General features: G+C 60.6%; 46 protein-coding genes and 1 tRNA gene. 7 read left to right on the forward strand and 40 right to left on the reverse strand.

Going from position 1 to position 26,112, the window contains the following annotated elements; genetic code table 11:
- Positions 1–13 precede the first annotated feature (13 nt).
- From WC683_05870 to WC683_05905, 8 genes are all read right to left on the reverse strand, one after another.
- The gene (locus tag WC683_05870; protein ID MFA4972120.1) at positions 14–292 is read right to left on the reverse strand and encodes a hypothetical protein; all 279 of its coding nucleotides are present in this window, start codon (positions 290–292) and stop codon (positions 14–16) included.
- Between the two features lie 25 nt (positions 293–317).
- A tRNA-Met gene (locus tag WC683_05875) sits at positions 318–389 on the reverse strand.
- An 87-nt stretch (positions 390–476) separates the two neighbouring features.
- Complete coding sequence (locus tag WC683_05880; protein MFA4972121.1) at positions 477–941, reverse strand: hypothetical protein; 465 nt, start codon at positions 939–941, stop codon at positions 477–479.
- On the reverse strand, positions 938–1,243 hold the full coding sequence (locus tag WC683_05885) for a hypothetical protein (protein ID MFA4972122.1): 306 nt from the start codon (positions 1,241–1,243) through the stop codon (positions 938–940). Before WC683_05885 ends, WC683_05880 begins: the two co-directional genes overlap by 4 nt.
- On the reverse strand, positions 1,230–1,505 hold the full coding sequence (locus WC683_05890; GenBank protein MFA4972123.1) for a hypothetical protein: 276 nt from the start codon (positions 1,503–1,505) through the stop codon (positions 1,230–1,232). Before WC683_05890 ends, WC683_05885 begins: the two co-directional genes overlap by 14 nt.
- Positions 1,502–2,215: a hypothetical protein gene (locus tag WC683_05895; GenBank protein ID MFA4972124.1), complete on the reverse strand. Its 714-nt coding sequence runs from the start codon at positions 2,213–2,215 to the stop codon at positions 1,502–1,504. The genes WC683_05890 and WC683_05895 overlap by 4 nt, the downstream gene beginning before the upstream one ends.
- A 36-nt stretch (positions 2,216–2,251) precedes the next feature.
- Positions 2,252–2,470 (reverse strand): hypothetical protein, encoded by a 219-nt coding sequence (locus tag WC683_05900; protein MFA4972125.1) that lies wholly within the window; start codon positions 2,468–2,470, stop codon positions 2,252–2,254.
- A gap of 55 nt (positions 2,471–2,525) precedes the next feature.
- Positions 2,526–2,834: a hypothetical protein gene (locus tag WC683_05905; GenBank protein MFA4972126.1), complete on the reverse strand. Its 309-nt coding sequence runs from the start codon at positions 2,832–2,834 to the stop codon at positions 2,526–2,528.
- Between the two features lie 955 nt (positions 2,835–3,789).
- Between WC683_05905 and WC683_05910 the strand changes: the two genes are divergently transcribed.
- The 3 genes from WC683_05910 (at position 3,790) to WC683_05920 (ending at position 5,027) form a co-directional block, all read left to right on the forward strand.
- Positions 3,790–3,987, forward strand: a complete 198-nt coding sequence (locus WC683_05910; GenBank protein ID MFA4972127.1) for a hypothetical protein — start codon at positions 3,790–3,792, stop codon at positions 3,985–3,987.
- Between the two features lie 504 nt (positions 3,988–4,491).
- The gene (locus tag WC683_05915) at positions 4,492–4,662 is read left to right on the forward strand and encodes a hypothetical protein (protein MFA4972128.1); all 171 of its coding nucleotides are present in this window, start codon (positions 4,492–4,494) and stop codon (positions 4,660–4,662) included.
- 26 nt (positions 4,663–4,688) lie between these two features.
- Positions 4,689–5,027 carry a hypothetical protein gene (locus WC683_05920; protein ID MFA4972129.1) on the forward strand — a complete coding sequence of 113 codons (339 nt, stop codon included), beginning with the start codon at positions 4,689–4,691 and terminating at the stop codon, positions 5,025–5,027.
- Here the strand turns inward: WC683_05920 and WC683_05925 are convergent.
- Positions 5,024–5,521, reverse strand: coding sequence for an HNH endonuclease (locus WC683_05925; GenBank protein MFA4972130.1), 498 nt, complete (start codon positions 5,519–5,521; stop codon positions 5,024–5,026). The genes WC683_05920 and WC683_05925 overlap by 4 nt on opposite strands.
- Positions 5,522–5,536: 15 nt before the next feature.
- Between WC683_05925 and WC683_05930 the strand changes: the two genes are divergently transcribed.
- Positions 5,537–5,752, forward strand: a complete 216-nt coding sequence (locus WC683_05930) for a hypothetical protein (GenBank protein MFA4972131.1) — start codon at positions 5,537–5,539, stop codon at positions 5,750–5,752.
- A 332-nt stretch (positions 5,753–6,084) separates the two neighbouring features.
- On the opposite strand, the gene WC683_05935 is transcribed toward WC683_05930, so the two are convergent.
- The 24 genes from WC683_05935 to WC683_06050 all read right to left on the reverse strand — a co-directional run bounded on the left by WC683_05935 (position 6,085) and on the right by WC683_06050 (position 18,806).
- Positions 6,085–7,395, reverse strand: a complete 1,311-nt coding sequence (locus WC683_05935; protein MFA4972132.1) for a DnaB-like helicase C-terminal domain-containing protein — start codon at positions 7,393–7,395, stop codon at positions 6,085–6,087.
- Positions 7,392–7,880, reverse strand: a complete 489-nt coding sequence (locus WC683_05940) for a hypothetical protein (GenBank protein MFA4972133.1) — start codon at positions 7,878–7,880, stop codon at positions 7,392–7,394. The genes WC683_05935 and WC683_05940 overlap by 4 nt, the downstream gene beginning before the upstream one ends.
- A 281-nt stretch (positions 7,881–8,161) precedes the next feature.
- On the reverse strand, positions 8,162–8,359 hold the full coding sequence (locus WC683_05945; protein ID MFA4972134.1) for a hypothetical protein: 198 nt from the start codon (positions 8,357–8,359) through the stop codon (positions 8,162–8,164).
- Positions 8,356–8,601, reverse strand: a complete 246-nt coding sequence (locus tag WC683_05950; GenBank protein MFA4972135.1) for a hypothetical protein — start codon at positions 8,599–8,601, stop codon at positions 8,356–8,358. The genes WC683_05945 and WC683_05950 overlap by 4 nt, the downstream gene beginning before the upstream one ends.
- Positions 8,594–8,998: a hypothetical protein gene (locus tag WC683_05955; protein MFA4972136.1), complete on the reverse strand. Its 405-nt coding sequence runs from the start codon at positions 8,996–8,998 to the stop codon at positions 8,594–8,596. The genes WC683_05950 and WC683_05955 overlap by 8 nt, the downstream gene beginning before the upstream one ends.
- Before the next feature lie 47 nt (positions 8,999–9,045).
- Positions 9,046–10,089, reverse strand: a complete 1,044-nt coding sequence (locus tag WC683_05960; protein ID MFA4972137.1) for a DNA cytosine methyltransferase — start codon at positions 10,087–10,089, stop codon at positions 9,046–9,048.
- Positions 10,086–10,796, reverse strand: coding sequence for a DUF5131 family protein (locus WC683_05965; GenBank protein MFA4972138.1), 711 nt, complete (start codon positions 10,794–10,796; stop codon positions 10,086–10,088). Before WC683_05965 ends, WC683_05960 begins: the two co-directional genes overlap by 4 nt.
- 100 nt (positions 10,797–10,896) lie before the next feature.
- Positions 10,897–11,412: a hypothetical protein gene (locus WC683_05970; protein MFA4972139.1), complete on the reverse strand. Its 516-nt coding sequence runs from the start codon at positions 11,410–11,412 to the stop codon at positions 10,897–10,899.
- Positions 11,409–11,681 carry a hypothetical protein gene (locus WC683_05975; protein MFA4972140.1) on the reverse strand — a complete coding sequence of 91 codons (273 nt, stop codon included), beginning with the start codon at positions 11,679–11,681 and terminating at the stop codon, positions 11,409–11,411. Before WC683_05975 ends, WC683_05970 begins: the two co-directional genes overlap by 4 nt.
- Positions 11,678–11,902, reverse strand: coding sequence for a hypothetical protein (locus WC683_05980; GenBank protein ID MFA4972141.1), 225 nt, complete (start codon positions 11,900–11,902; stop codon positions 11,678–11,680). The genes WC683_05975 and WC683_05980 overlap by 4 nt, the downstream gene beginning before the upstream one ends.
- On the reverse strand, positions 11,889–12,134 hold the full coding sequence (locus WC683_05985) for a hypothetical protein (protein MFA4972142.1): 246 nt from the start codon (positions 12,132–12,134) through the stop codon (positions 11,889–11,891). The genes WC683_05980 and WC683_05985 overlap by 14 nt, the downstream gene beginning before the upstream one ends.
- Before the next feature lie 178 nt (positions 12,135–12,312).
- Positions 12,313–12,774 (reverse strand): RusA family crossover junction endodeoxyribonuclease, encoded by a 462-nt coding sequence (locus tag WC683_05990; protein ID MFA4972143.1) that lies wholly within the window; start codon positions 12,772–12,774, stop codon positions 12,313–12,315.
- Positions 12,771–13,085, reverse strand: a complete 315-nt coding sequence (locus tag WC683_05995; GenBank protein MFA4972144.1) for a hypothetical protein — start codon at positions 13,083–13,085, stop codon at positions 12,771–12,773. The genes WC683_05990 and WC683_05995 overlap by 4 nt, the downstream gene beginning before the upstream one ends.
- Positions 13,078–13,260, reverse strand: coding sequence for a hypothetical protein (locus WC683_06000; protein ID MFA4972145.1), 183 nt, complete (start codon positions 13,258–13,260; stop codon positions 13,078–13,080). The genes WC683_05995 and WC683_06000 overlap by 8 nt, the downstream gene beginning before the upstream one ends.
- A 10-nt stretch (positions 13,261–13,270) precedes the next feature.
- On the reverse strand, positions 13,271–13,465 hold the full coding sequence (locus WC683_06005) for a hypothetical protein (GenBank protein MFA4972146.1): 195 nt from the start codon (positions 13,463–13,465) through the stop codon (positions 13,271–13,273).
- Between the two features lie 4 nt (positions 13,466–13,469).
- Positions 13,470–13,667 (reverse strand): hypothetical protein, encoded by a 198-nt coding sequence (locus WC683_06010; protein MFA4972147.1) that lies wholly within the window; start codon positions 13,665–13,667, stop codon positions 13,470–13,472.
- 142 nt (positions 13,668–13,809) lie between these two features.
- The gene (locus tag WC683_06015) at positions 13,810–14,757 is read right to left on the reverse strand and encodes a hypothetical protein (protein ID MFA4972148.1); all 948 of its coding nucleotides are present in this window, start codon (positions 14,755–14,757) and stop codon (positions 13,810–13,812) included.
- Positions 14,750–15,691: a hypothetical protein gene (locus WC683_06020; protein ID MFA4972149.1), complete on the reverse strand. Its 942-nt coding sequence runs from the start codon at positions 15,689–15,691 to the stop codon at positions 14,750–14,752. Before WC683_06020 ends, WC683_06015 begins: the two co-directional genes overlap by 8 nt.
- Before the next feature lie 535 nt (positions 15,692–16,226).
- Positions 16,227–16,499, reverse strand: a complete 273-nt coding sequence (locus WC683_06025; GenBank protein MFA4972150.1) for a hypothetical protein — start codon at positions 16,497–16,499, stop codon at positions 16,227–16,229.
- A 2-nt stretch (positions 16,500–16,501) separates the two neighbouring features.
- Positions 16,502–16,705, reverse strand: coding sequence for a hypothetical protein (locus WC683_06030; GenBank protein MFA4972151.1), 204 nt, complete (start codon positions 16,703–16,705; stop codon positions 16,502–16,504).
- 187 nt (positions 16,706–16,892) lie between these two features.
- Positions 16,893–17,081 (reverse strand): hypothetical protein, encoded by a 189-nt coding sequence (locus WC683_06035; protein MFA4972152.1) that lies wholly within the window; start codon positions 17,079–17,081, stop codon positions 16,893–16,895.
- Complete coding sequence (locus WC683_06040) at positions 17,078–17,611, reverse strand: hypothetical protein (GenBank protein MFA4972153.1); 534 nt, start codon at positions 17,609–17,611, stop codon at positions 17,078–17,080. Before WC683_06040 ends, WC683_06035 begins: the two co-directional genes overlap by 4 nt.
- Positions 17,608–18,021 carry a septal ring lytic transglycosylase RlpA family protein gene (locus WC683_06045; protein MFA4972154.1) on the reverse strand — a complete coding sequence of 138 codons (414 nt, stop codon included), beginning with the start codon at positions 18,019–18,021 and terminating at the stop codon, positions 17,608–17,610. The genes WC683_06040 and WC683_06045 overlap by 4 nt, the downstream gene beginning before the upstream one ends.
- On the reverse strand, positions 18,018–18,806 hold the full coding sequence (locus tag WC683_06050; GenBank protein MFA4972155.1) for a hypothetical protein: 789 nt from the start codon (positions 18,804–18,806) through the stop codon (positions 18,018–18,020). The genes WC683_06045 and WC683_06050 overlap by 4 nt, the downstream gene beginning before the upstream one ends.
- A gap of 161 nt (positions 18,807–18,967) precedes the next feature.
- Between WC683_06050 and WC683_06055 the strand changes: the two genes are divergently transcribed.
- The 3 genes from WC683_06055 (at position 18,968) to WC683_06065 (ending at position 21,221) form a co-directional block, all read left to right on the forward strand.
- Positions 18,968–19,186 (forward strand): helix-turn-helix domain-containing protein, encoded by a 219-nt coding sequence (locus tag WC683_06055; protein MFA4972156.1) that lies wholly within the window; start codon positions 18,968–18,970, stop codon positions 19,184–19,186.
- A complete protein-coding gene (locus WC683_06060; GenBank protein ID MFA4972157.1) occupies positions 19,173–19,892 on the forward strand; it encodes a S24 family peptidase in 720 nt (239 codons plus the stop codon). The genes WC683_06055 and WC683_06060 overlap by 14 nt, the downstream gene beginning before the upstream one ends.
- 279 nt (positions 19,893–20,171) lie before the next feature.
- Positions 20,172–21,221, forward strand: coding sequence for a tyrosine-type recombinase/integrase (locus tag WC683_06065; protein ID MFA4972158.1), 1,050 nt, complete (start codon positions 20,172–20,174; stop codon positions 21,219–21,221).
- A gap of 190 nt (positions 21,222–21,411) precedes the next feature.
- Here WC683_06065 and WC683_06070 read toward each other — a convergent pair whose 3' ends face one another.
- The 7 genes from WC683_06070 to WC683_06100 all read right to left on the reverse strand — a co-directional run.
- On the reverse strand, positions 21,412–21,684 hold the full coding sequence (locus WC683_06070; protein MFA4972159.1) for a hypothetical protein: 273 nt from the start codon (positions 21,682–21,684) through the stop codon (positions 21,412–21,414).
- 83 nt (positions 21,685–21,767) lie between these two features.
- Positions 21,768–22,145, reverse strand: coding sequence for a hypothetical protein (locus WC683_06075; GenBank protein ID MFA4972160.1), 378 nt, complete (start codon positions 22,143–22,145; stop codon positions 21,768–21,770).
- Positions 22,146–22,154: 9 nt separating this feature from the next.
- A complete protein-coding gene (locus tag WC683_06080; protein ID MFA4972161.1) occupies positions 22,155–22,937 on the reverse strand; it encodes a metallophosphoesterase in 783 nt (260 codons plus the stop codon).
- A 69-nt stretch (positions 22,938–23,006) separates the two neighbouring features.
- Positions 23,007–23,348: a hypothetical protein gene (locus WC683_06085; protein ID MFA4972162.1), complete on the reverse strand. Its 342-nt coding sequence runs from the start codon at positions 23,346–23,348 to the stop codon at positions 23,007–23,009.
- A 36-nt stretch (positions 23,349–23,384) separates the two neighbouring features.
- A complete protein-coding gene (locus WC683_06090; GenBank protein MFA4972163.1) occupies positions 23,385–24,242 on the reverse strand; it encodes a hypothetical protein in 858 nt (285 codons plus the stop codon).
- 66 nt (positions 24,243–24,308) lie between these two features.
- Positions 24,309–24,524, reverse strand: a complete 216-nt coding sequence (locus WC683_06095; protein MFA4972164.1) for a hypothetical protein — start codon at positions 24,522–24,524, stop codon at positions 24,309–24,311.
- On the reverse strand, positions 24,521–26,112 hold a 1,592-nt coding region (locus WC683_06100), incomplete at its 5' end, for a hypothetical protein (GenBank protein ID MFA4972165.1). The genes WC683_06100 and WC683_06095, both read right to left, overlap by 4 nt.

Here is a 26,112-nt window from a genome sequence, read left to right on the forward strand (position 1 = left end):
CGGTCCTAATGGCTTACTTTGTCTTCGCCTTGGACGCGCGCCGGATACGGCGAACGGCCGCGTCGATGCGAGTTTCGATGACGGGGAGCAAACGGGCAACTACTGCGTTGGCCACGGCGTCGTAAAACTTGGTTCGCCCCGCACCCAGCGTCAGCGTGTCACTGTCGAGCAAGCACGGCTCGTCCTTCGCGTCGTCCAGCGACAGGGAGTTTTCGCCCCAGCAGATCTTGACGTCCCGGTCGGGCAACATATCGCTAATGAGGCATAGTTCCAGGATACGTTCCACGTTCATCGCTATCCCCTCAAGTCGAAACTGATAGCGGGGGCGGGAATCGAACCCGCGTGTTTCACGGTATGAGCGTGACGGCTTACCACTCGCCTACCCCGCGTCGCTCGAAATGCACGCTCCCAGTTCTTCGCGTACTCGTCCTGCGAGACGTTGGACGGCCTGCGCTTGGAGCCTTTGCCGGGTCCGCTCATGGCGTCTTGGGCTCCTTCGGGTGATACTCGAAGACAAACATCGGATACCAGTGGTCGGCGTAGTCGGTCCCAAATCGAAGCCAGACGTGCCGGTCGTTTACGTCCCGCAACTCAAACCCCCCGAAACACCCCTTGTGGCGTTCAATCGGCCATATCTCCACGGTGGCGATGGGAGCGGCGAAGAAGAGGCCCTTGTCGGTATCTGGAGCACACAGTTGCACACCCTCCAGAGCGCTGCGGTACCCATCGCTCGCGTCCTCAACAGCCTCCAGCACGTGGGGGCCGAGCTTGAAGCGGTTGGAGTGTGCGCCGTGAAACGCAAACGCGTGATAGCGCCAAGCGTTCAAGTCGAGCATGAGTTCTGGGAGCGGATCCGGCCCCCTGGGCGGCTGGAGGGTCTTCTCTCGCGCGGCCCTGCGTTGCGCGTGCCTCTCGCGCAAGAACTCGGTGTTGAAGGTCATGGCGTCACCAGCTTCGGGGCCTCCTCCGGGGGCGTTTCGGGCTGCTCCGGAGCGGGCGGCATCATCGGCGTGAATCTGCCCCCTTCCAGACGTCCGCCAATCCCAAGCTGCTTGGCGATGAGGGCCTGTTGCAGTGCCTGGCACTGACAGGTGCGCAGGATCGGGGCGTCGATGTTCTCGCCGTTGTCCTCGACGGTCTTGAGGCCGTAGATCGGGTTGCCGCAGAGCGGACACGTGCTGACGACCACCAGAAACCGCGACTTGTCCTTTGCCATGTTCTCATTCCCCTCAGTTCGGTTCATCGTCAACCGCCGACTCCACGTCGGACTTGACGACTTGGTTCAGATAGCCCTCAACACCCGTCAACGTCGCATACTCGCAAATGTCAGCCTTCAGGCCGGCAATCAGGGCCGGTTCTCGCTTGCCCGCCTCCTCGATGCACCGGGCGATGACGATCACGGTCTGGTGCTGAATGGTGGTCTGGTTGAAACAGTTGCGGAAACGGAACCGCAAATGAGCAAACCAGCCCTGCACCTTCGTCCAGAATGAGGCGGCCCAGGTCATGTCGTCCTCGGTCTGGCGTCAAGCGGGATGCGCTCGATGGAATAACCGCAAGCACAACGCAAGAACAGAGACTCGCGTTCAGCGATGAGTCCGTTCGACTGTGGATCGCTCGCGTCGTTCTTCTTCCCGCACTTCGGACAGGCCCACGTCTCCTTCGGGTCGTAGGTGGGAATCTTGTGCGACTCGGCAGCATATTGCGCCGCCCGCCACTCATCCTGCCTTTCTCGCACGCGCTCAGGCAGCGAGCGGCAACCGTGGACGGCGTCGTAATCGACGATTTCGGCGATGTCGCACAGCAAATCGGAATGCTCGCCGAGGTCCTTCTTCAGTTTCGCGACGGCCTCCGGGAGACCGTCGGAAAGTACGCCCGGAAACTGAATCAGGATGCCGCTTAAGATGCCCGCCATGTCCAGGTGCCGGTCAATGGCGTTGCTCTCGCGGCTATAGGCTCCTTCGAGCTTGGCATGAACGCAGTCTGCTAATTCCGAAAAGGCGGCGTCTGTGGCTAATGCGTTCTGGATAGACCGCAGATGGCCGTGCAGTTTATCCGCCCACTCGTAGGCGCGGTTCAGGTCGGCCAGGTACCATTTGCCACAGTGCTGCTCAACCAGGTACCTTTCGTGCTCCTCCCTTTTCGCGATGCCCTGCCAGATTGCGTGCGCCCAACCGACAACCGCCGCCACACCAAGAAAAACAGTCACGGTCAACATGGGAACCCCCTCAAAAAGTGGTGAAAATGAGCAAGTTCAGACGTGAAGCGTGTCCTGTGGGCTCTCGTCTCGCAACTCGGTCACAAGAAGCCTCCTGTCTCCCCAGTGGTAGTCGATGCGGTGTTCTGGGGTTGACTGAAGACCAAATGGGGGGTGCCAAAGCAGCGTTATCACCCCGGAATCGGCGAGAGACTGGAGCTGGGTCACCAACTCTGTAACCGTCGGCTTGGCGGTCGTGTTGACCACAGTTGTCACTGCGAGACCCCTCAAAATGGTTCTGTCAGTTCTGTCAAGCGTCAGCAGGCTCCAGTTAAAAGAAGGTCCGCGCTTTCGACGGCCACTCGCGCGCCCTTGAGAGCGGGTGGTTTGGGCTCAACGGCGAACGGCGTCCACAGGCGGGGCACGCAGGCTCGGACTCTGCGTATTTGGCCTCGGCCTGAGCCACCCTGCGAAACCACTCAGGACGCAATTGCTCGGCTTCCTCTTCGAGTTCTACCAGTGCGCGCGCGAACTTGGCGACCCGGTCCGAAGAGAGGACAAAACTGACCTCAGGCTTTTCGCAATCGTCCTGGTCAATGGTGAACCGGATACCATCAGGATGTGTTTCAATCTCCACCACGGGAAACCCCTCAAAACGAGAATAAAAAAAATTTAGTGTGCATACACCATTGAGCGCGCCCCCGCGCAGCGTCGGGCTTGCACCCCCCCCCCCCTGGTCGCCGGGGTCGCCTGCCTGCCGCGCTGCCCAATCATGCCATGCTCGATGCCCCTTGCCTGCCCTGCGTGGTGCCCGTTGCGAGCTCATTTGCCCGTCGTTTCATGCCTGTTGCCGGTCGATGACTGGTCGATACCCAGGATGCTGGGGGGCTGCCACCTCTTGGCGTGTCCCAGGATGCCCCTTCAAGGCCACTCTACGGCTCTAGGATCGACGATCTCCGTTGGGGTGCTATCCAAACCCTACCTCATGGATGACAGCCATGCGCTCAGGCAGTGCCGGAATCGTCCTAAACCGCATAATCGTCAGGACTTACGACGTAATCGTCAGACATACCAAATCCCCCTTGTGCCGGGATTGTGCCACATCCAAGTATGAAGAAAACCACGCAAACGATGTAACCGCTTACGTGGCTTGGACTTGCGCCGAAATGGACTGATCGCGCCCGACGTACAGAGTAACGGGCGGAATTTCACATCGTCGATGCTCCATTATTCCAAAGAACGGTGCTCTGTACTACTCAGTACTGCCTCGCTCCACTTCTTCACTGCCTCAGTACCAGTACCATTCCAGTTCAGTTTCACATCCTGTTGCCGTTTCTCACTCGTTTCTCATTCGTTTCCCGCTCAGGCGCAAGTGTGATTGTACTCTGTACTATAGCCGGTTTTTTTTGAATTTTCGCTATGCCTAACAGTTTTAGGCAGTACTAACTCAGTGTAAGTTGTGATTGTGTAAGGGATTACGTTCTGAAAGATATTTCGCAGAAATCTGCGATTCTTACTTGACACGGGATTATCGCGTGATATTCTATGCTTGACGGGCGGCGTGGGGTCGCCCAAACACTAACGGAGGGAAGAAGATGATAGCGACTCTGAAAGCCGACACGCAGGTTGTGAGGCAGTTGCTTCAAGCTGCCGTTGACAGCATCGACGTTGGCGATACCGAAAGCGCCGTCTGGAGGACGGTAGACGCTGCCGGTCTCTTGGCCAAGCACTACCCCGACGCTGTCGGTGTCGCAGAGCGGACGGGCCGGGGCTACCAGATCACCGCCTTTTGATTCCAGCCGCCTCCTGGCGGCTCCTGGGGTCCCCTGGGGCTTCAGGAATCGCCCGGACGGTCCGGGTAACTCTAACAGGAGGGAAGACGATGAAAACGTCCATCGCGTCCGCCGTTGCTGCTGTTCACGCTGTTGCGCCTGGTTATCGCGAGTATCATCTCGCAGGACAAGCCTTTCAGTGTTTTAGCCGCGAGGTTCGCGCGCCCTTGCACGTGCTAATTGCAGCAACCGACCTATCGGCAGAGCCACGCCCTGGTGTTTCGCTCACCGCGCACCACTGTACCGACGGTACTGTCTGGTTCTCGAAGCACTTCCGAACGCGCCGCGAGACAGCCGCGTTTTTTGATCGCATCCTTGCTCGATATCCAAATGCCGTCCCGTGGCCTGAAGCTCTCAGGCGCTCCCACGGTGGCCGCGACTGACCGCTCCCCTCTCGCTCCGGTCTCCGGGGCGAGGGTGAAAGCGGGGGCGGACCCCTGCAAAACTCTAGAAGGAGGATGGAACATGATGCTGATAAGCCGCGTTCAGGCCGTCCGGGATGAACTCCCGTTGCTGGAAGTCACGCCAGACACGTTGCCGCTCGCCAACTTGGTCCAAGTGCTGGCGGAAGAGCTACAGCACGCAATGATTGCGATTTGCGACCTCAAGACCCAGATTGAACAGGGAACCCACTAACCGCCCTTCGGGGCAAGGAGAACAAGATGAGCACGGAGCTTAGGACAATTCAGAACACGGGCATTGACGAACAAGTGGAGGTCCGCATGCGTAAGGGCGACTTCGCCAACAGGACTGGCGTCCGTCTCATGCATGACGGTTGGGAGTGGGGAACGTTCGTCGCCGTCGATGATGACGGGATTTCCGCGAATACCGATTTCATCGTCCGCGCCTGCAACAGCCACGCCGCCATGCTGGAGGCGCTGAAGGCCGCTGAGAACCAGTTGACCGCATACGACGTTCAGAATTTCGGGACGATAACCGAGACCACGAAAGCCGCTCGCGCCGCCATTGCCAAGGCGGAGAGGGGGGAGGGGGGAAGCTAACTGCGTGCGTGTAGCCGCGCGTGCTCTGAACGAGACATAACGACCAGGTTTTCTATCGTGTTGTTGTGTCCGTTGCCGTCCTTGTGGTGTACAACTTCATCGGAAGAAAGCGTATGGCCACAATGCGCTTCCATAACCGCTCGGTGTTCGTGTTGACCGTCTCGTTTGATATAGGGCGAACGTCCTGCCCCCCGCCCCCGCAACAGGTCACCGCGCAACGCCGCAGACATTCGCGCTATCGCCACCTGTCTACAGGCGAAACTACAGTATTTCGCAGCAAGACGGCCTGTCCGTACTCTGAACAGACAGCCGCACCACGCGCAGATTTTCGTGTGCTGTGCCTCTTCATATCTGCCCGCTGTTGCCGCATTAGCACACCGGCGAGAACAGTACCGCCGATGACGGCTTGCCCGCTCAGAGAAGATGTTGCCGCATTCCGCACAAACGATTTCAACGCGTTCGGTTCTCGGACGACTCATAGAAAGCCCTCGCATGAGAAAGGGGCAACGATGATCCTCACGAAAGCGAAAGACCCGGAGTTTCCGACTAAACTCACGGCCGCAATGGACAGCCGTTCCTGGTCCGTCCAAGACCTGACCGACCAGATCAACGCGCTGGTCCCCTGGGGCACGTGCCGCGTTACCGCCGTCTACCGCTGGCGGAAGGGTATCGTCTACCCCTCTCATCGGTACCGGCAGGCGATCCGGCAGTTGCTAGGCATCTAGCTCCAAGAGTACCGGCACAGCCACGGGCTTGGGTCGAGCGCTACGCCGTCCAGACGGCTTGTAGCGTTTCGGCCCAAGCCACGGCCCCCATTCCCCCACCTGAGACCAGTGCGTGTACCCCAGCCGGCGCCGCTCATGATATGCGTGACAACGAACCGAGTCCTGCATCACGCGGGGAGCGCGGTTGTAATCTTCCCCCGTTGTCCGGACGGCTATCGGCAGGGCACAACGCGGATCGGCGCAACGCAAACGGTATTGACCTGAGTGCCAGTAGACTTCCGCAACAGCCCCGCAGATATCGCAGTGCTCCATGTGATAAGTGAACGCCACAGTCACCGGACAACCCCCTCCTGTTCCTGCCGTCGGGTCGCGCGATTCTGAAACTGCGACAGGTACCCGAGAAATCCCAAATCACAGATCCCGGTTACGCCGTTGCGGTTCTTCGCGACGTGAAACTCTACGCTCTCGGTCGCGTTCTGTCCCATGGGCTGCTCGTCCTTGTGCATCAGGATGACCACATCCGCGTCCTGCTCCAGATTGCCGGATTCTCTCAGGTCGTTCACGCGGGGCTTGCGGTCCTCACGCATCTCGGATTGCCGGTTCAGTTGACACAGGGCCATCACCGGACAGTTGCACTCGCGCGCGACTTGCTTCAGACTGCGGCTGAGTACCCCCACCTCGATGTCCCGGCGCTCGCGAGGGGGACAGACAATCAACTGGAGATAATCGATGACGATCAGGTCGAGCGGTTTCTGACGGTGTTCTTGGCGAATGCTCCCCAAGAGTTCAGCCAGTGTCGTGCCGGGCGGGTCGTAAATGCGGAGATCCCACTCGCTCATTCGCGCGGCCGCGTCTCTCACCCTCTGCATTTCAGTCTCACTCGCACTCATCATCACGCGCTCGGTCAGCCCTGAGCACCACTGCATCATCTTCAGGCCCAACTGCACCAGCGTCATTTCGAGCGACACCAGCAGCACGGACTGCCCCGACTTGGCCACGTTGCCGCCGACGTTGAGGGCGAAGGTCGTCTTGCCCGTCGCCGGGCGCGCGCCGACGATGACCAGCTCGCCCCGCGCCAGCCCGCCACCCAAGAGGTCGTCGATCCCGTAGAACCCGGTCGGAATCGTCTCGCGCACGCACTTGGCATTGATCCCTTTGAACACGTCGGCCAAGAGCGCGCGCATGTCCGAGGGCCCCCTCTTCGCGCTGGGGATTGCCGTCACACGCTGAGCGGCCTTTGCAATCGCCTCATCCGGGCTCTCCGCGTTTCGTGCCTCCTGAGCGAGATACAATCCCACCTCCAGCATCACGCGCCTTTGATGCGCCTCGCGCATCTTGCCGCAGTGGTAATCGAGGTTGGCGCGACTGGGGATGACCTCCGCACAGTTCATGAGCGCCAGCGCGTCACACTCCTTGTCCTCCTGGCGCACCGTCACGGCGTCCACGGGCGCGCCGCGATCACAGAGCGACGCGATAGCGCGGAAGATCGCGCGATACTCATCGCTCCAGAACATCTTGTCGTCGGCAACCAGCGCCAGTCCCTCAGCGGCGAAGCCCTGAATCATGCATCCGATGACTTGCTGCTCGGACTCAATCGCCTGAGGCGGTGTCGTCACCAACACCCCCAACACGTCCCTGTTCATGCCTTCTCCCCCAACGGGTTCTGCCATGCCTGTTGCGCCGCTTCTTCCGCTTCGAGGCGCGTTGTGCGCGCACCTTCTTTCTCTTTCTCTTTCTCTTTCTCTGTAGTGCAGGAATCCGACACAACGGGAGTTTGTTCTAAGTGCCTGCCACCCTGATACTTACGCCAATTTTTAAAATAGAGTACCCCTCCGCGGCTGCAAGAGATGACACAGCGTTCCCTCAGTGTTCCCACAGCGTTCCTACAGAGTTCCCCCGAAGTTAGTCGCAGCAACGTTGCCAATTCATCCCACGTTGGCCGAACCCTTTTCGTGGTCTTACCCCGCTTCTTGGTGGTGAGAATCTTGCCCTGGACCGGGGATCGTGCGGCAATGCAGAGCAGTCGCACCCACAAGCCCATCTCTTCCATGCTCAGGAGCGAGAGCGCCTCGTCTGACAGGATGTCCTTGTAGTAGAGTTTCAGCCAGAATCGGCCGACGTTGCTCATGGGCGGTTGCGCCTTCTCAGCCAGGGTATTACCGGGTACCAGACCGTCACGATGCGGTAGGTCAAGAGCGCGAGCCTGTCTATGACGCACAGCGTCAGCCAGTGCATACGTTCAGCACGAGCCAGGAGCCAGCGTTCTCCGTGATTGGGTACGCGCGTCCCCGTGACGCTCCCCCCTTGTTCAGAACAGCATCCTCTCCGGTTGCGGCTCAGATTCAAACAGCGGCCCGCCGGTGTAGAGCTTGACGTCGTCGCCGATGGAGTAATCAGGGTCGCGCACGCTCATTTCACCCCCACCATTACCACGTCCAGTTTGACCATCCCGTCCAGGTTCACGGCCGCAGCCAGCGTCACGCGCAGTCTGCGATGGTATAGTTGCCGCCACAGATACAGCGCGTCCTCATGGCTGCCCTTGCCCTCGTGCAGGCGCCGGGCAATGTCGCGAAGGTGGTAGGCCCGCCGCAATTCGGCGCTGGTCATGGGGCAGCCTTTCGGTCTAGTCCCTCTATGAACCCCGCGATGTCGCGCAGGTGTTCCAACGCCCAGCTTGTCGCGAGGCTTCCTTGGAGCACCCAACACTGCCAGCTCTCGCTCCAGAATATTCCGCCCATATACTGATTGGTGAAACTCTGCCGAATGTCGTATTCCGCTCCGGCTTTGGAATGGCTGATGTTGCGCTTCTCAATGCGCATGAACTTGAACGTCGCCACAGTATCAGGCATGGTCAGCCCCCTTCATGCGGTCCTCCCGTCTTGCCTCGCACTCTTCGGCCCAGTAGATGCGGGCGAGCAGCAGCGCCATCTCGCTAGACCAATCCCGGTCCTGCCGGCAGGCCGCTTCTGTGCGAATGATCACCTGGCGACCCTTGACGATCAAAACACCTGCGCCATTGTGGTCAAAGGCCATTGACTCTAGTTCTTCCGGCACCATGTAGTACCGACGAAATCCCATGCCGCTGTTGTGGCGTCGCCATTGCTTGCGGTAATCTCGTTGCCAGTCAGCCCTGGATGCCTTGCACTCGACGACGATGGATTCCCCGCAATGATTCCACCCGATCGCATCCACATGCTCGTCGCACGACCAGGGTTTTGGTTCGAGGATCACGCACTTGCATCGCATGGTATTGCGCAACCATTTACCCGCGCGAGACACCAATTCGTCATGGGTCATTTCGCGTCGCCCCCCTCCTTCATGAACGCTTGGATGAACGCCGCCGCGACTTGGGGCACAATGGCGTTGCCAAGGCCCCTAAGCCGTCCCACGCGGTTGGGAACCCCATGAGCCAGGAGACGAATTCCGGGTTTAACGCGCCGCGACTTGCCGTCGGCACAGGGGATGAGGGAGAAGTCAGACCAAGGGCCTGATTCGGCAGCGAGTTGTTGACCGCCCCGTCGTGGAAGTTCTGGTCTACCCCCTTCACGTCGCGGCTCTGAGGCGTCGCCCATCCCGCAACGGCGGCCGTCAATGAGTTTCGCTTCGCCTCTGCCGGAGACGCCTGTGCGTGTTTTGAATCTTGCACCCTCGCGGTCGGCCACCCCGCTACCGCTCCCGGGAGTCTGTCTGTCCCCTGCGACGGCCCCCCGTTCGGCCCGTCCTGTTGGCATGGCGTCGGCCAGCCCGCCATTACGCAGGCCGTCTCCAAGTCCGTAGGAGACTTCCTCCCCGGATCTCGCTTGAACTTGGCCAGGTCGTGCGAGTATTTCGGAACGCGAGCGGTCGGCCACCCAGTACAGCCGCTGTCTGATGTGCGGCGCGCCGACGCTGTGTGCTCCCAGTACACACGCCCCGACGGCGTAGCCCTCCGCTTCCAGGTCTCCGCATACTCCATCGAGCCATCCGTGCCGAATCGCTCCGCTAACCTGTTCGCCAAACACCGTGTCAGGTCTGCACTCGCGGATGAGCCTGAAGAATGCGGGCCATAGGTGCCGCTCGTCATCTTGCCCCTTTCGCTTCCCGGCGACGCTGAAGGGCTGACAGGGTGCAGACCCCGTCCAAACAGGTCGAGTTGGGGGCCAGCCGGCGAGCTGGAGGGCGAGGGGCCATCCTGCGATCCCGGCGAACCAATGGCATTGGGTATATCCTTTGAGGTCTGCGGGCTGCACGTCGGCGATGCTTCGTTCATCCACGTCCCCCTGGGGTATCAGTCCCGCGGCGACGAGTTCCCGCAGCCACGCCGCCGCGAACGGGTCGCAGTCGTTGTAGTAGTTCATGCCTTTGGGAACTCCCGAATCACCTTCGGCCACTTCAGGTTGTCTTTGAGGAACAGGGGCACGCCCGCGACACGGCACTGCCAGATGATGGACTCGATCCACTCCGGCTTGGGCGCGACGGCGCCGGGTCCGGTCTGTGCGCCGACGATGACCCAGGAGAGGCTACGAGCATCGAGCCAGAGCGGGTGCAGGTCAACCGGCCCCAGCAGCGGCTCCAGGCTGATGAATCGGACCGCAGCCTTGATGGACAGCAGTGCCGGGATGCGTTCGTCGGCGTCCTCCTGATTCGTCACGGAGACGCCAAGCCACCAGTTGCGCGGGATAGGATGGTAGCGCGTTGCAAGGCGTCGCCACATAATCTCCGGCTGTTTCGTCAGGACAATGAACGTGTGATGCTGCGCCCGCACGTCAGCCATTACATCGCACACCTGGGTCCACAGCCGCCCGTGCATCACGCGCCCGGACTCCACACCCCCCGTCAGCGGGTCAAACAGGTCCGCCATTGAGCACACGAAGATCCGCGACGGCTTGCGCTTCCTCAGCGGCTCGTCCAAGCGTTCCGGGTGCAGGTGGGGAGTGAACTCGCGACACTGGGGGCACTTCTGCCGCTTGGCGAAGCGCCGAGCATAGCAGTAGGGACAGCCATGCGTGCATCCGACGATTGGGTTCCAGGTGAAGTCGGCCCACTCTATTTTGGTCCGGTTCATGTCTTCTCCTGTAGCACGCTCAGCGCCGCGCATGCGAAGTCGAGCAGTTCTCCGAGACGTCGCCCGAACTCAGCGGCCATTGCGCACAGGTCGGCGAGGTTCATGGGGTCTCCTTGGGTTTCTCAAAGACCGTCAGGACTCTGATGCGGTTACCAAAACCTACCATAACCCCGCAGACGGCTACCAGAATGGCGCTCTTGTCCGGGGGTCGCGGCACAACATAGTGCAGCAGTCCGCAGCGACCGCCGGGGACCGTCAGGCCCCAGGCTACCTTGATGACCTCGTTGGGGTTCGGGCAGGGCAGGTCGCCGTAGTGCGCAGCATCTGCCTCGGTATAGGGCGGATCGGCGAGGACCGCTTGGTAGCCCACCACTCCAGAACCAAAGTTCATAACATCATTCAGGTAGGTGGGGCGCGTCATTGGCTCTGTATCTACCGTTTCGTCTTGGGGCCCGAAAAAGGGATCGTCCGCCGCGTGTCCCCCGAATAAGTGCAGCATGCCGCCCGGCATCAGCCACTTGGCACGTCTCAAGAATCCGCTCGGGTACGCGCCGTAGTACTTCACCTTCGAGCGTGCGCAGATAATCATGTCCGTGATGGGACGGTAGCTCGTCATGTCCTCTCCCTTTCCGCGAGTTCTTTTTTCAGTGCGTCGATGACGGTCTCGGCGTCGGCCAGTTTCTTCTCCGCGACATCCAAGTCCGTTGCCAGGGCGACGTTCATCTTCTGGAGTGCTTCGGCTTGTCTCGCCCGCGCTCGTGCGAGACGCTGGTAGTAATCGAGGATGGACAGCAGTTCGGGAATGCAGTCGCAGTAGCATTGTGCCGGGTTCCGGTCCAACAGGTCGGTCAACTTGTGAGGCAGTATGGGTTTCGGCTCAGTCATTTCAATTTCACCTCGATCACGCGCCTATGTATCCAGCACCCGGCAAGCTTCTTCGCGCGGTCCTCCGCAACCGAGCGCGAGAGCCAGAGGTCGGGCCACACCTTCCAGTATTCTTCCATGATCTTCCACGCCGCGACCAGGTAAACCGTTGTCGCCGGGGCCGGTCTGTCCGGCAGCTCGACGCCTTGGGCGTGAAGCAGGGGAATGTCATTCTCGGTCATCGGTCCTCCCACAGGCCGCGTCGTAGGCGGCAAGCATCTTGCGCAGTGGCGCGTCAGGCAACATGTCCCCAACCGGGAATAGTTCGTGCATGGCCTCTACGATAGGCCGCGCCGCCTTGAGTTCGGCCAGGGCCAGTTCCAGACAATCAATAGCCGCTTCGGTTTCATACGGGCGAAGTCCGCACCGATGAAACCTCTCGCAGAGCTTTTCTGCCATCGCCACGTCAGTCATCGTGCCCTCCCAGGTTCTCCACCCTCAGCTAGTCGCCAAACAGGTCGCGTCGCCAATCTTCCAGCACGAAACACACCATGCAGGGAAGCACCCATATGGGCACCGTTATCATAATCAGCAACAGTAAAGGATATTGCCACAGTCGCTTCATCGCCTTACCCTCCTATGGTTTCCACCCTCAGCGCGTCGGGGCCGTCTCTATCCACATCTCTGCGCCAACTGGACTGTCTTCGTCGGCGTACCGTTTGAACAACACCTGCGTGACGATCTGCGCATCGTCGTGCCAGACGATGCCAGTCAGCGCGTCCTCAGTGGAGCGTACGAGCTTCGTCAGGTCGGGCTTGGTGGTGGGGAATCGTGGTGCGGTCTGTTTCAGCATGCCCGCATTGCGCCCGGTCCCATAGTGGCCCTTCGGACGCAACATGTAGAACGTGATGGTAAGCTTGACCGATCCGTCTGGCATACTCCATGCGCTCGCCTTGGCAATGGCGTCCAGCGCCGCCGCCTTGACCGACTGCCGCCACGGTTTGTTGCGCTTGGCGTCTTCGAGGATGATGACGCGCCCGGTCTTGGGATTCACGAAGCCCTTCTTGCTGCCGCCCGGCTGAGGGGCATCGTAGACACGGATGAAGAGGGTCATGGCTTCTCCTTCTCGCGGAGTCGCTCGTAGGCTGCCACCGCTTCATCGCGATTAATCTTCGCGTCTGTCCATGCGTCGAGGGCTTCTTGGGAGTCGGGACGTTCAACGTCCATTTCCCACCGAAGTTTGTCTTCCGCCTTCCAGCATTGGATAACCTTGTCTGCCGCCTCCAGCCTTGCGCGGAGCTTGCGCAGGCCGGAGAGAGCGGGTTGTTCAAAAACGGTGAGACACTTGTCGCGGACGCACTGCAAACGCCCCGTGTTGCCCAGCGGCCCCAGCGCGCCCCCGCACGTGCATGTCTCGTTAGGCATCTGGATTGACCTCCTTCAACAGCCACCACAGCGCACGCTCGATGTTGAGGATGCCCTCCAGCGTTGTGTATTCGCCCGTGCGCGTGTCCGCCCGTTTCAGCCCGATGTTTTCGATGCGCGTCGCATTGTTGGCCAGATCATCTCTGATCTTCCTGATGCGCTCAGCGTTTGTCATGCCGGAACAGTCACTCATTGCCCGCGTCCTTTTCCGTAAGATAGTTCAGGGATTCCACCTGCCCGCGCAGGTCCTCGTTCTCAGCCTTCAGCCGCCGCACTTCCGCGCACAGGTCGTCGCGCTCGGCGACGGAGAGCGTCACGCGCCCCGGCATACTGAATGCGTCCCCGCGCTTCTCGATTGCCGTCAGTTCGTCGTCGGTCATGGCCCTACTCCTTCTCATACCGCTTGCACTCGCGGGCTATGATACGCGAAAGTTCGCTGTCTGTGCGGGCGCACGCGGCCCAGATATTGCCGCCCTCACAGTCGCGCCAGTAGGTGCGAAACCCCTCAATTAAGGCGGTAAAACCGGCCACGCAGGGGCACTCATACTGCCGCACACATCTCTCGCAGGTCCGCCGCCTCATGGCTTCTCCTTTCATAAATCCCGCCGTGGAGAGGGTTGGGTGGTGCGACCGTCCTTAAGGGAGCGGTGTACGCACGCCCTCTCCACGGGGGTATCAGTTTCCCCGCCGCCTGGGGCGCGAAGACGGCGGGGGTGCAGAGGATTCACTTCACCATCTTCACGATCTTCTTGCGCCACTGGCCGTTTGAGGTCTGCTTCCACGTCACGAGCCACTGTCCGCAGACGACGTCCTGCCCCTTCACCAACAGCCGGTCCCGGTCGCTTTCGAGTTCTGAAATCTCTGCGGCCTGTCCCTTCAGCTCGTCCAGTCGGTCCAGGACAACCGCGAGTTCTTCAGAGTCCACGATCTGGAGATTGCCCTTGCCCATCAGGTCAGGGACACAGTAGGAGTACCATGCGCACGTCGGGCAGATATCGACGTTGTTGCAGCCTTCGGGCGGACACTGCGAACCGATGGCCTCGTTGACCTCCTGCGCCTTCTGAAGCAGCCGTTCGCAGTGCTCCATCTCCACGGGGACGGCTATCAGTTTCATGTCCCAAAGGTTCTGCTTGTTGACCAGGAGCAGATAGCCGGTGTCGAGGTTGTGGGCGAGCGAGTAGAGCATCACCTGACCGAGATAGCGTGCGGTCCACTGGTAGCGTCTCAGGTCGTCGGCTTCTTCGATTCGGGCATAGACGTTGGGACTCATGGTCTTGATATCGACGACGCCCAAGGTATCCCACTGGGGGAAGTGCGTGTGTTCCATCATCACCTGTTCCTGTAGCAGTCCGTCAATCGTCCCGGCGATGTTGTACGCCCGGAGCAGTCGGTCGTTCGTCGGCATCTGCGCCCCGACGATTCGCCACGGCGGGGTGTTGGCCATGCCGACTTCCAGGACGATGCGCTCGATGACGGGTTCAAGGATGTTGCCCGTCTCGAAGACGCCCTGAAGCGACGTGGGAGTGCTTGCCGCCTTGTCCCATGCCGCCCGCATGTAGTAGAGGCGGCGCACGCACGGGTCGTCCAGACTGCTGATGCGGTTAACGTGTTGGGGGAATCGCCGTTTCCTGGATTCGAGGACGGCTTGGATTCCGCTCTGGATGTCAAGCATGGGTCGGGTCTCCGTCGCCTACCCACGAGTCCATCGTGGGGGATGCGGGGAGTTGACCCTTGAGACCCAGGGCGCGCTTGCGCGTGCTCTCAAGCCACTTACCCTTGAGGTTGTTGGGCGTCCGGCCGTTCACCGGCCCCTTGTCGCCGACGAATCCGCTCATGATGACGCAGAGGTCATCGGCCAGTTGCACGTCCGTCTTGTCGGACGATTCGGCGAGCGGGACGAGCTTGCAGTTCTTCCCGTCGTTCTCTGCCGTGAACCCGGCGTGGACGATAGCCAGGCACGTTTCCTGTAGCTCCGTCTGGTGCTTGCGGTCGTCGGGGGCGGTCCCTCCCTGCGTCCCCTTGCCACGCTCCACGGTCGTTGTGCGGGTTGCCTGCTGTCCGGTCCCCTGCATGATGCGCTGGTACTCAGAGGCCGGGATGCCCCGGAGACCCAGAAGCTGCTTGATCGCGTTGCCCTGGAAGATGTGCATGGCCGCGCTACGGATGTCGCCCTCGTTGATGTCCTCAAGCGGACGCCATGCTCCGGACTTCTTCCCCAGAAACTCGTCTCGCGTGGAATAGTTCCCTTCGGCATAGACGGTCCTGTCGTTGAAGGTCGCGTAGCCCCTGAAGACGTATCGGTATCCCTTGCCCTCCGTGTCGGTGAAGTCCTCGCGGGTTTGCTGCACGTCGTGATACCGGATGGGGAAGTGCCTGCCGATGCGTTCGGCGCCGGCAGAAGACAGGCACGCCTTGTCGCCCTGAATGGTCCAGTCGCCCGGATACGTCTGGCCGACCATCAGGGTTTCGACCCACTGCCGCATGCGCATGGCATTCGCGGCCTTCTTCTCCAGAACTTGCAGCATCAGGTCCGGGTCGCCCTCGCTCATCGTCTTGGCGACCTCGTGTGCAACGTCTACCATCGGGAACTGTTCGCGTTCGGTCATCGCTTCTCCTTTGGTTATCGTTCCCCGTCCCCGGCTGACGAGCAGGCCGCTCACGGCTATCTGCCATTCGGCGTTACGCGGCTACGTCGCCGGGTGACGGGGTGCTAGTTTGAATGCGTCCGTGGCCGGATTCCCCACCCGGCTCCATTGGTGCCGCCACAGTAGACGCCGCAAGCCAGCCTATTGGCGAGTAGCTACGATGCTCGCGGTTCGCCTTGCACAATCGCCAGGACTTTTTACGTGGAGTCGGTTCCCCACAACCTCCGGGGCCTGTCCCGCCGTCGCGGAGCTTATCCCCGGCCTTACCCAGCGTCGCCACGCCGCACGGACGCAAATGGTTGGGATGGTGCGTCGGGGACCGAGCCTTCCACTGCCCGAACGGGGTTTAAGGGACACGCTCGCACCATCCCATGTTTTCAAAGAGCAGTGACGCGGGGTCAGGCACATGCGGCTCGGTGGCACTGCGGACACTTATGCCGACTGGCGAACCGGCCCAACTATGCGCACGCGGAAACGGTCCCGCTTGTCCCCCGCGTCACCTTTCCATCAGCGCAGTTACAATTCCATCCACGATGGTGTCGCGCTCGATCTGCTTGAGCGCGTTCAGGATTGCCGTCTCTGAAACCAGCACCGGACCCGGCCCGCTGTCGTCGCTCAGGCGCTGGAGAATTTTCTGGGCGATGAACGCCCCGGACCGCCCGAACAGGATCTGGTGCAGGATCTCGTCGTCGCTCACGTCTGCCGCCAGCGACTCGTATCGTTCGTCTTCCGGGGGCGCTCCGGCCCCGTATGCTCCGGGCATGGGCATGTTCAGTCCCCCCAGTCGGCGAAGCGTGACAGGTCTGTGGCCCAGTGCTGCACCGCTTCGTCCCAATGCGGCTTATCCGGAACAGCCGTGGAACTGTTCAGCTTCCGCAACTGCTGGCGCGCATCCCGCAGCGCGGCGTCGATCCGGTCCAGCTCGTCGATGATCTCCTGCGTGGTCTGCTGGATGCATTGAAGGATGTTGCTCATGAGTTGTCCTTCCCTTCCACGGGGGCAGCGCCTTGACGGGGTTCTTCCTCGGCAGGAGTGCAACTGCCATAGACCTTGACTTCCAGACGCCTCAAGTCCATGCGTAGTGAGTCGAGGGCGTCTTGAATTCGTGTGGCATCGCGACGAATGTCATCGATGCTTCGGGCCACACACCGCATGACGTTGCTCATGGCGTCTCCTGCGCTTCGGCAAGGGCGTAACCCAGCAAGCAGATACGGCAATCTACCGTCTCGACCTCATCCAGCGGCGCGATTCCGCCGTCGTGGAAGTGGTGGTCACAAGCCGCCGCCAGTTTCCGGGCGAGGTCCAGCAACTCGTCGGGCTTCGCTGCGTTGACACGTTCGAGGAAGGTCATGGCAGGGCCTCGTTTTTTGCCACATAGCCGTCCTTGCGCGGTTCCGTGTCCTTCAACTCCCGGTATTCCCCATCATCTGAGCACCAGACCTTGAGGTTGGGGATAAGGTCCCACAGTTCGTCCACCGTACGCCGCGCATCGTTGGCTATCCGTTCCTCGTTGTAACAATGGGCTAGTTCTTCGTCGTGCAGGTGCATATAATCGCATCCGACTCGAATGACGCGCGGGACGCCTTCGATACCTCCATCAACCTCATACAGCGTAATCCCGCCGTGCCAGAAGACCCTGTTCAGGATGCTATTGGTGTAATCCCAGAAACGATGGACCTTGCCGCCCCAGGTATGCTCGGTGATGCCGCAGAACACCGCGGGCAGCAAATCAATGGGAATCTGCTGTTCTCTGAGATACAGGTAGTAATTCCACGCGGGCTTGTCAGGGACATCCAGATATCCCTCCAACGTCCACCGCACAATCTCGATGCTGATCCCCCTGTACCGCTCTGTCCACACGTCCTTATGCCGTAGCGTCATTGCTCCACCTCCTGTATGCTCACCGCTATGCGCCCCTTCTCAAGCGGGGCGAGGCTCAGAAATGCCGCCCGCGTCAGGTCGATGATGACGCCCTTCCGGTACAGCCGTCGTGCCGGTCCGCGATCCGTGACGACACAATTCACGGAGCGTTCCCCGTGCCGGACCCGCACGACGGTCCCAAATGGGTAATCCCAACTGGCGCAGGTGAACTTCGTATCGTCGAGCGGCTGCCCGTTCGCCATGATGTGCTGACCCGATTCCTTCTCGCAAGACGCCACGCTGTACCACGAGGCATACTGAGCTTCTGCGCCGTCGGCGGCCTTATCCGCCAAAAGGATGCAGCCGATCATGATGATGGCCCCAGTGAGCACTCCTATCGACCACCAAAAGAATCGCTCATCGTTCCTCATTTCCCGGCCCCCTTCGGGATGAGGTAGTAGCGGTCGTGAATCTTCTGCTCCGAGAGCGTGTCCCGGCAGCCGTCGATGATGCAGTCGGGTTTGAGCTTCGGCTCGACGTAGGGGGAGAGGCTGTTGGTGATAACGTTCCATTCCGAGCCATCCGGCAAGCGTATGGTGACGTAGCCTGGTCCAACATTCCCAACCGTGACGGGAATGCCTTGCCACAACGCCACTTCCCCCACCCGCGGTTCCCACTTCGGCTCCGGGGGCGGGAAGATCTGCTTGCCGTCGCGGACGACGCGGGTGATGGGCTGCCAGTCAAGGTGGAAGGATGAGTACTTGCGTAAACCATCGGCGTATTCGTATAGGACGCCACAGTCGTCTCCATAGAGGACGGTTCGGAAGCCTAGGTCGTCATCAAAGCAGTACTGGTCCCCCGCCTGCAAGTCCTTCGGGTTGAACGTGTCCATCTTCTTCTCCTTGGGTTTCTCGCATCCGATGTGCATTGCGAGCCAGTGGGCCCACCCCGCATACAGCCGCTTGCCCGTGCTGTCCGCGCCAGTCTCACGGTCCGCCTTCCACAGCGCATCCCGCACGTCGGCCACGCGCCAGTAGGCGTGGGTGTTTACTCGGAGCCAGTCCTTTGCGTTCAGTAGAAAGCCAAAGTCACGCTCGAAGCCCTTATGCCCATAACAGTACTCCTCGTGCGCGTGCGGGACGTTCTCCGCGAGCCAGATCAGGAACTCTTCGCACGCATTCCAGTCCTTGAGTTGCGCCAGAGTTATGGTGTCCATGTTCTCCCCTAGATTCGTATGGGTTCTACGGGCTTCAGGTCGGGCCGGTTCTGCTCGATGCGCTCGACCGTCTCGACGGGAACGCGGATTTGGGTGCCTCGCCCGCCGATGGAAAACGCGCCGGGCAGTTTCCCCTAAACTAGCCGTAAGGAATGTAACCGATGGAAAAGAACGCGTCAAATGGAAAAGGCACAAATTTTTACACGCCCCGCGAGGTGGCGGCGCGATGGCGGGTGACTCGAAGCACGGTGATCCGCCTGTTTCACGAGGGGAAACTGCCCGGCGCGTTTTCCATCGGCGGGCGAGGCACCCAAATACTTTTGGTGGGAATGACAACAATATTCACTATCGTCGGCGGTTTGTCAAATGGAAACCACTAAAAAAAACGGATTTTTTTCCGAGGCGGGCAGGGACATGGAACGCAAGGGTTTGACAGACTTTGGGTTACGGCTCAGGATGTGGATGGACAAAAACCATCACATCGGGCACGGGGCTGTCAGCGAAACCGCGCGGCAACTGGAAGTGGGCGAGTCTACTCTGCGAAATTGGCTCTACGGTCCGTCGCAACCGACGTTGCCGATGCTCCAAAAACTAGCCGGGCGCATGCGGGTGCGCCTGGAATGGCTTGCAAGGGGTGAGGGGGATATGTTGGACGCGCCTGGCGGCGACCTGGGGAAACTGCCGGAGGGGACCGCGCGGGTACCGCGCGTGCGGTCTGTACGGGCCATTGGGCCTATGGGCGTCATGGACGTTAGCCAAATCGAGGGGTGGGACGTGGTCGATACCAAATGCTCGGCAAGCCCGCAGTATGTTGTTGCGTTGCGTTGTGAAGACGACGGCATGTCCCGGCTCATTCCGTCAGGCGCACTCTTGTTCGTCGATCCGACGGCGACGCCTGAGAGGTGCGACGGACACATCATCGTCATCGCCAACGGGGACAAACACTACCTGCGTCGCCTGCGCCACGATGCGCATGGTACGTGGGTGGGAGTCCCCGAAGGGACCGGGGACGTGCTGGAGATCGGCAAACAGTACCGGCTGGCCGGGCTGATTGTCGAGGCGCAACTGGGCACTCTGAACTGGTAGCCTTGTGCCTTTTTTGTGCCAAACACCCGCAATATATGTGAACCGTCCATTCATTCAAATCGCCCTACTTGGCGGGTACATAAGGGCTATAGGCATTTTTCCCCTGAAATCGTAATTCGCAGGAATCGGCGATGTCTGCATCACACCCATGAGGCCGAAGGTTCAAGTCCTTCATCGCCCATTCTTAAAGCCTTAAGCCGCAAGGACTTGCGACGACGATAAAGGGGATAGATAAGTGGCCTGTGCCGGAATTGTGCCAAAGTTTTGGAGGGTCCGAACATGGTCAGGCTCTATCAGAGGCGGGGATGGTGGCATGTGGATTACGTGCTTGAGGGGGTGCGGTTCCGCCATGCGCTCCGGGTCAGGTCACGGTCCGATGCGGAACTTCTCCGCTCCAAGTACGAGTCCGAAATCCTGAAGCGCAGACTGCAAGGCGACCTGCGCGGCGGGAAAGTCGTGGTAGTGACAGTGACAGAACTGGTCGAGCGATTCGACAAGTGGGCTGAGGCACACTACAGCGGCAGCGAGTATCAGGTGGTGCAGTCGGCGATCCGCCCGCTCCTGGACGTGGCCGGCAAGAAAGCGGTCGGGGCGTTCGGTCTGAGCGACCTCAAGGCGGTTCGGGAACGTTTCTACGCCAAGGGGTGGACGCGGAAGACCATCAACGGCATGGTGTCAAGGGTCCGGCACATCTTCAAGTGGGGGGCCAGCAACGAACTCGTTCCGCCGGCCGTCTGCCAGACCCTGGCTGCGCTGACCGGGATGCGCAAAGGCGACGCGCCCGAAGGTGAACCTGTCCGGCCCGTGTCTGAAGAAGACATGCAGAAAACGCTCCCCGAACTCTCCCCTGTTGTCGCGGATATCGTCCGGCTCGTAGACCTGACGGGTGCGCGAACGGGCGAGATCGTCATCATGCGCCCGCGGGATCTCGACAGGTCCGAGACGCCCTGGACCTACCGCCCCGCCCATCACAAGACGGAACACCACGGGCACGACAGGCTCATCTACCTGGGGCCACAGGCTCAACAGATAGTAGTGCGGTATCTGCTTCGGGACGCAGAGGCGTTCTGCTTCGTCCCTGAAGGGGGCACGGCCGCACATTACACCGTGGGGGTCATCAGGACTGCGATAGCGCGGGCATGTCGGCGTGCCGGGGTCAAGACGTGGACGCCCCACCAGTTGAGGCACAAGGCGGCGACGCGGCTCAGGAAAGAATACGGGATTGAGACGGCGCGGGTGGTGCTGGGTCAGCGGTCATCTGCGGTGACAGAACTATACGCTGAGGCTGACCGGGGTCGGGCTGCTCAGGCGGCGCGGGACTCTGGTTAGCACGGTAAAAGGGGCAGGCCGGAGGCAGCTCGTCGTGGTTCATGTGCGGGCAGGAAACCGTCTTGCGCCCGAACTCGTCGTGCAAAATGTGAGGCTTGCCACAGGTTCGGCAGTCACGCATCATCGTTTTTCCGTCTCAGGGTGCAGGCGTAACCGTTTTGGGTGCGGTTGTATCGTTTTTCGGTACGGGTCATGTGTGGTCATCGTTTTCCGACGGTTCCCCGCGCTCAGAGTAGACCTGGATGCTCTTCAGGTCGCGCAGCGGCTCGAAGAACCACTCGCGGTCTTCGCCCCATTTGAGTTTCATCTTCTCGTCCGGGTCGCGCCTGCCCTCGCACATTCTGAGCCGCAAGCGCCCGCAGATCACGCACACGTCGATCAGCACCTTGCCAACGTCCGCGTCGGCGGCGTAAATCCCCTTGTCGACAAACGTCTGCCAGTCGCAATCGTGCGTGCCGGGCATCGTAGTATCCCTCACTGTAAACGTAGCGGACTTTACTACGGCCTGTGGATAGGAATGTCGCCTTTACCAGTCGAGTGGAGACGTTACGGTCGTTCCCGCATGTTGCGGCAGACCGCGGCGATATGGTCGCACAGAGATTCGATAAACCGCCCGAACTCCGGGTGCTTTGCCTCAAGGTCGTCGAGCTTGCAGTCGCACTGGTCGGCCAGCTTGAACAGCACACAGTGGCAGACCTCGTGGTCTGCGAGCATCTGGACGCTCGGCCCCTTGTCCGGTGCGCTCTGATTCAGTTGCAGAATGTAAGTAGACCAGTTGAGCGAACGCACGGCCCTCGCCCATATGTTCTTCATCCGTGCGTTGGGCAGGACGGCGACCTCTATCCATTCGGCGTTCAGGAGTTGCGAGTTCTTCGCCTCGATGACCGCGTTGCGCCAGAGCTCAAGTGCTGCGGATTTCTTCATGTCATTCCCCTACACGCTGACGTGTGCGTCTTTTCTCTTGCCGTCCAGACGGATGCGCGGGCTGCCGACTTTCTGAGGCGGGTACGTCTTCCGCACGGCATACCGACTGCGACCCAGATAGCCCCCGGTGCCGACAAACAGCTTCTTGGTCTCGACCACGATGTTGTTCTGCAGGTCCATGCGGTACAGGAGTGAGGGAAACGCGACGATCTGGTGTGTGTGCGCCGCGATGTAGATGTCGGCGTCGCACACCTCCGCGAGTCGCGCCAGGTTGTTGGCCTTGCCCCCCATGAGTCGCCCGCCGCCCGTCCCGTGCGTCGCGTAGATGCCGTAGGCTACGCGCTTGGCGTGTCGGGATGATTTACCCAGACTCACCTTCAGGTAGATTTCGTCCGGAGCGTAATAGACCCCCAGTCGCCCGGCGATCTCCTTCGTGATATCCACGCCCACGGAGCGCGATATCCGATGCTCGTGGTTCCCCCCGGTCATGGCCAGGATGCGGCTACGTACGGGCCAGAAGGTTTCGACGATGGTGTCCTTCTGCTTATCGACGATGTACTCTTCGTCGTACGTGTCGGACACGGAATCGATGATCGCGGTGTTGCAGAGGTCGCCCAGCAAGAGGATGTAGGTGTCGGGGGTCTTCTCGATGAAGTCAAGGTAGGCTTTGAGCTTGGCGCGTTGCAGGGCACGGTCGCCGTCGTGGAGGTCGGCCATCGGGTAGAGGTAGCAGGCCGTGAGGCCGGTAGGCAGTTCTACGGCGTGAATCTGTGCGATGGTGCGGTCTGCCACGATAGGGCCTCGAAATCGTCCCTCCCCGCCTCCCGGTGTTCCCCCACTCGGACGGGGAGGGACTAGCCTTCACCCCTTCACACAATCGACCACGGTTTTGACGACGCGGAGGATCCACGCAACGGCCTCCCACCTTACGTCGTCCATCGCCATTACGGCCGCGTTCATCAGGTGTTGCGCCTTGCGGGAGATATCCCGCTTCTCGCGTTCGGTCATGTTGCCGCAGTGCTCTGCCAGCGCGACGCAATAGTCGGTGTTGCCCTCCTCAAACTGTCCGAGCCAGAGGCAGAACTTCTGCTCCGGCATGCGGATCAGGACCGGCAACCACGGTATCACGGCGCGGATGATGGGTCCGTAGCCGCGCGTCGCGGAGAGGCGTTCCAGGAACGCCGTAGCATCGTCCAGGGTCACGGGAGTATTCCCGCGTCACGGTCCCCATGAGTGCGCTCACACCTTCGAGTCTACGAAGTCCCGGACGAGCGTTTCGGTCCCGTCCGCCTTGGCCTTCTCAGCTATCGTGCTGGTGATAGCAGTGCCCGCCGTCGGGTCTTGGACCTTGACCTGTTCGGTGCTCTTGACAAACAGGCTGTTGATGTATTCGAGCTTGCCGGTCTTCTTGGCCCAGTAGATGAGCAGGGCCAGGATCGCGATGAAGCCCAGGAGCGCAAGCCAGTTGTAGAAGGCGAACGCAATCAAAATGACGCCTGAGCCGCCGACGACGGCAGACAAGAGGATGTCGCGCTTCCACCAGTAGAGCAGCCCGGCCGCAACGAGACACAAGATGCCCGCCCCCGCGATCAGCCACGCTTCCTGTCCGTCGGGCAACTTGACGCGGAGCTTGCTCTTGTTCGTGTCGCTGTTGATGCCGTTCTCGTCGATGTTCACATCGGGCACGCCCGGCTCGAACCCCTCCGACTTACCGGAGTTGTCGTGTTGCGTCGGTCCCTTACCCTCATAGTCGCCCGCGTATTTCGACTTGTCGGACTTGGACTCCAGACCTTCCTCGACAACAACCTGCGGCACGTACCCGGGCGGGAGGACGAATTCCCCCCCGCCAAACCACATCTTGGTCGGGAGCGGCTCCTTTTCCGGCTCGCTGGGCGACGTTGGGGGCACCGGCGCAAGAACGGGAGCGGGCTTGGGAACCAACGTAAGGGTCGTCCGCTTACCGACCTTCTCTTCCGCGGTATCCGTCTGCTTGTTGAACTGAGCGGCCACTTCCCCGCCCTTGTTCTCGATGCGGTTCGCACACCCGGCCACCACCAGGCACAGCACGAGCATCAGCATCACCCATACGTAGCGCATATGACCCTCCTTTGGCACAATCTGTGGGAAGATTAACCTACTTTGGCGACTTGTCAAGCAGAATTTTTAGTGAATTGCCTGTATCGTCAGGGCGATGCCCGCCCCGACGCCCCCTGAGACGGCGGCCCCGACGAATAGCCACCAGAGCTTCGCCCAGGGCGCGGCATGCCGCTTCAAGCAGTCTTCCTTCGTCATGAACTTTCCATTGTTCACGGTCTGTTTAATCAGAGCCACGTCGATTTGAATACTGGTAAGAATCTGGTCGCGTTCGCTATCGTTCATGGCGTGGCTCCGTTGAGTGCCTTCTGGATTTCCTCATATGAGAGCTTCTGCCCGCCCCCCGTGTCTTTGGGGGCGTAGAGGGCCTTTTGGATGTCCTGATAGGAGAGGGTGTTGCTCTGTTTCTTCTTGCCTTTGGCGGGCATGATGAACTCGCGGACGATCCCCATGGCGGCATTGGCGGGCAGTCCGAGCAGCGTACCGATTCCCCTGACGAGTCCGTAGCTTCCCTCGACCAAGTCCTTCGTGCTGCGTTGGTAGCCCTTCCATCGGCCCGACTTCACCCGGTCATCTTTGGCAAGCCCAAACAGTCCCCCAAACAGTTGTTTCAATCCGCCGCCCGATTCCATCAGAACGCGGGCAATCGGGTGTTCAAATACATCGATGCCTTGTGTCTTGTAACGCTTGGACGCGATGTAGCTGTCGATGAGTTGGCCGTAGCCGATGAAGATTTGGGCCAGGTTCTGAACCGTGCCGAGGGTATATGCCTTCAGCCGTCCCTCGGGATCCTCAGACGTTTCCTTGCCGACAAGGGCCGGGAGCTTGCGTCTCAGCCGTTTCCACTCCTCTTGCACCGCCGCCACGCCCAATCCCTGCAATGCGAAGATGATGACCGCCTTCAGCATCCGCCCGTGGTTGCGGATGTTGCGGGGATCGTGCTTGATGTCGTCGGCGACGCGTACGAAGTGGTTGTACATCGTGTTCAACTGGCCCCGAAACAGGCTGAACATGCCCCGGAGAATCGGATTGCGGCTGCCGCTGCGTTCCAGTTCCGATGCGTGTTCCGCGCCGGGCAGCGGCGTCTGCGTGTCGTTGACCAGTTGCTCAGTGATCCGCGCGACCTCCTGCCAGTACTCCGGTGAGCCGGGTTGCAGTTGTCCTTCAGCCGTCACGCGGGCCTGTGCCGTGCCCCAGGCGACCTTCGCGACGGCGCGGTCGCCCCAGGATATCGGGGCCAGCGTCTTGTCCCATCCCGACGAGCCGAAGACCGCCGTTACCGCTTCTTCCAGTCCGCCCGTTCCCGGCGTCACCAATCCCGCAGGACTGCCGTGGTAACGCAACCAGAGCAGCGGGGAATGCTGGTCCACAAACTCTCTAAAACTCATGTCATCCTGGGCCAACTGGCTGAAACCGTTCGCCACTTCACCTATGGACGATTCTTGCAGAAGGTTTAATGTGCCGAATATCTGAATGGCTATGCTGGGTGGGTTCAGGCCCATGATCCCGCGCGTACCGAGCCGGGTGAGGGTATTGGTGATGCGGTTCAGGTTGTCGCTTGGGGCCGTGATGTCGAGGCCCGCATAGTCCCGGACGTAGCGGTTGAGGGCGTGCAGCAGTTGACGCCCGCGCCTGCGCCCGAACGCGGAGCGCATGGCTTCCTGAAACCCTACATTGTCCAGCAGCCGTACCGCGTCCAGACTGGGGGCGTACTGTCCGATGTAGCTCGACATGCGGACGATTTGTTCGACGTGGTTCTCCATCCATCCCGTCGAGAGCGTCAACGGCGTCTTGCCGCCCTTGCGTTGCTTGAAGATGCCCTGATCGCTCAGGTCGTGCTCCGCCCATCCCCGCAACAGGGCCATAGGCTCCT

It is taken from the genome of bacterium (genome assembly GCA_041648665.1).
GTDB lineage: Bacteria > UBA10199 > UBA10199 > 2-02-FULL-44-16 > JAAZCA01 > JAFGMW01.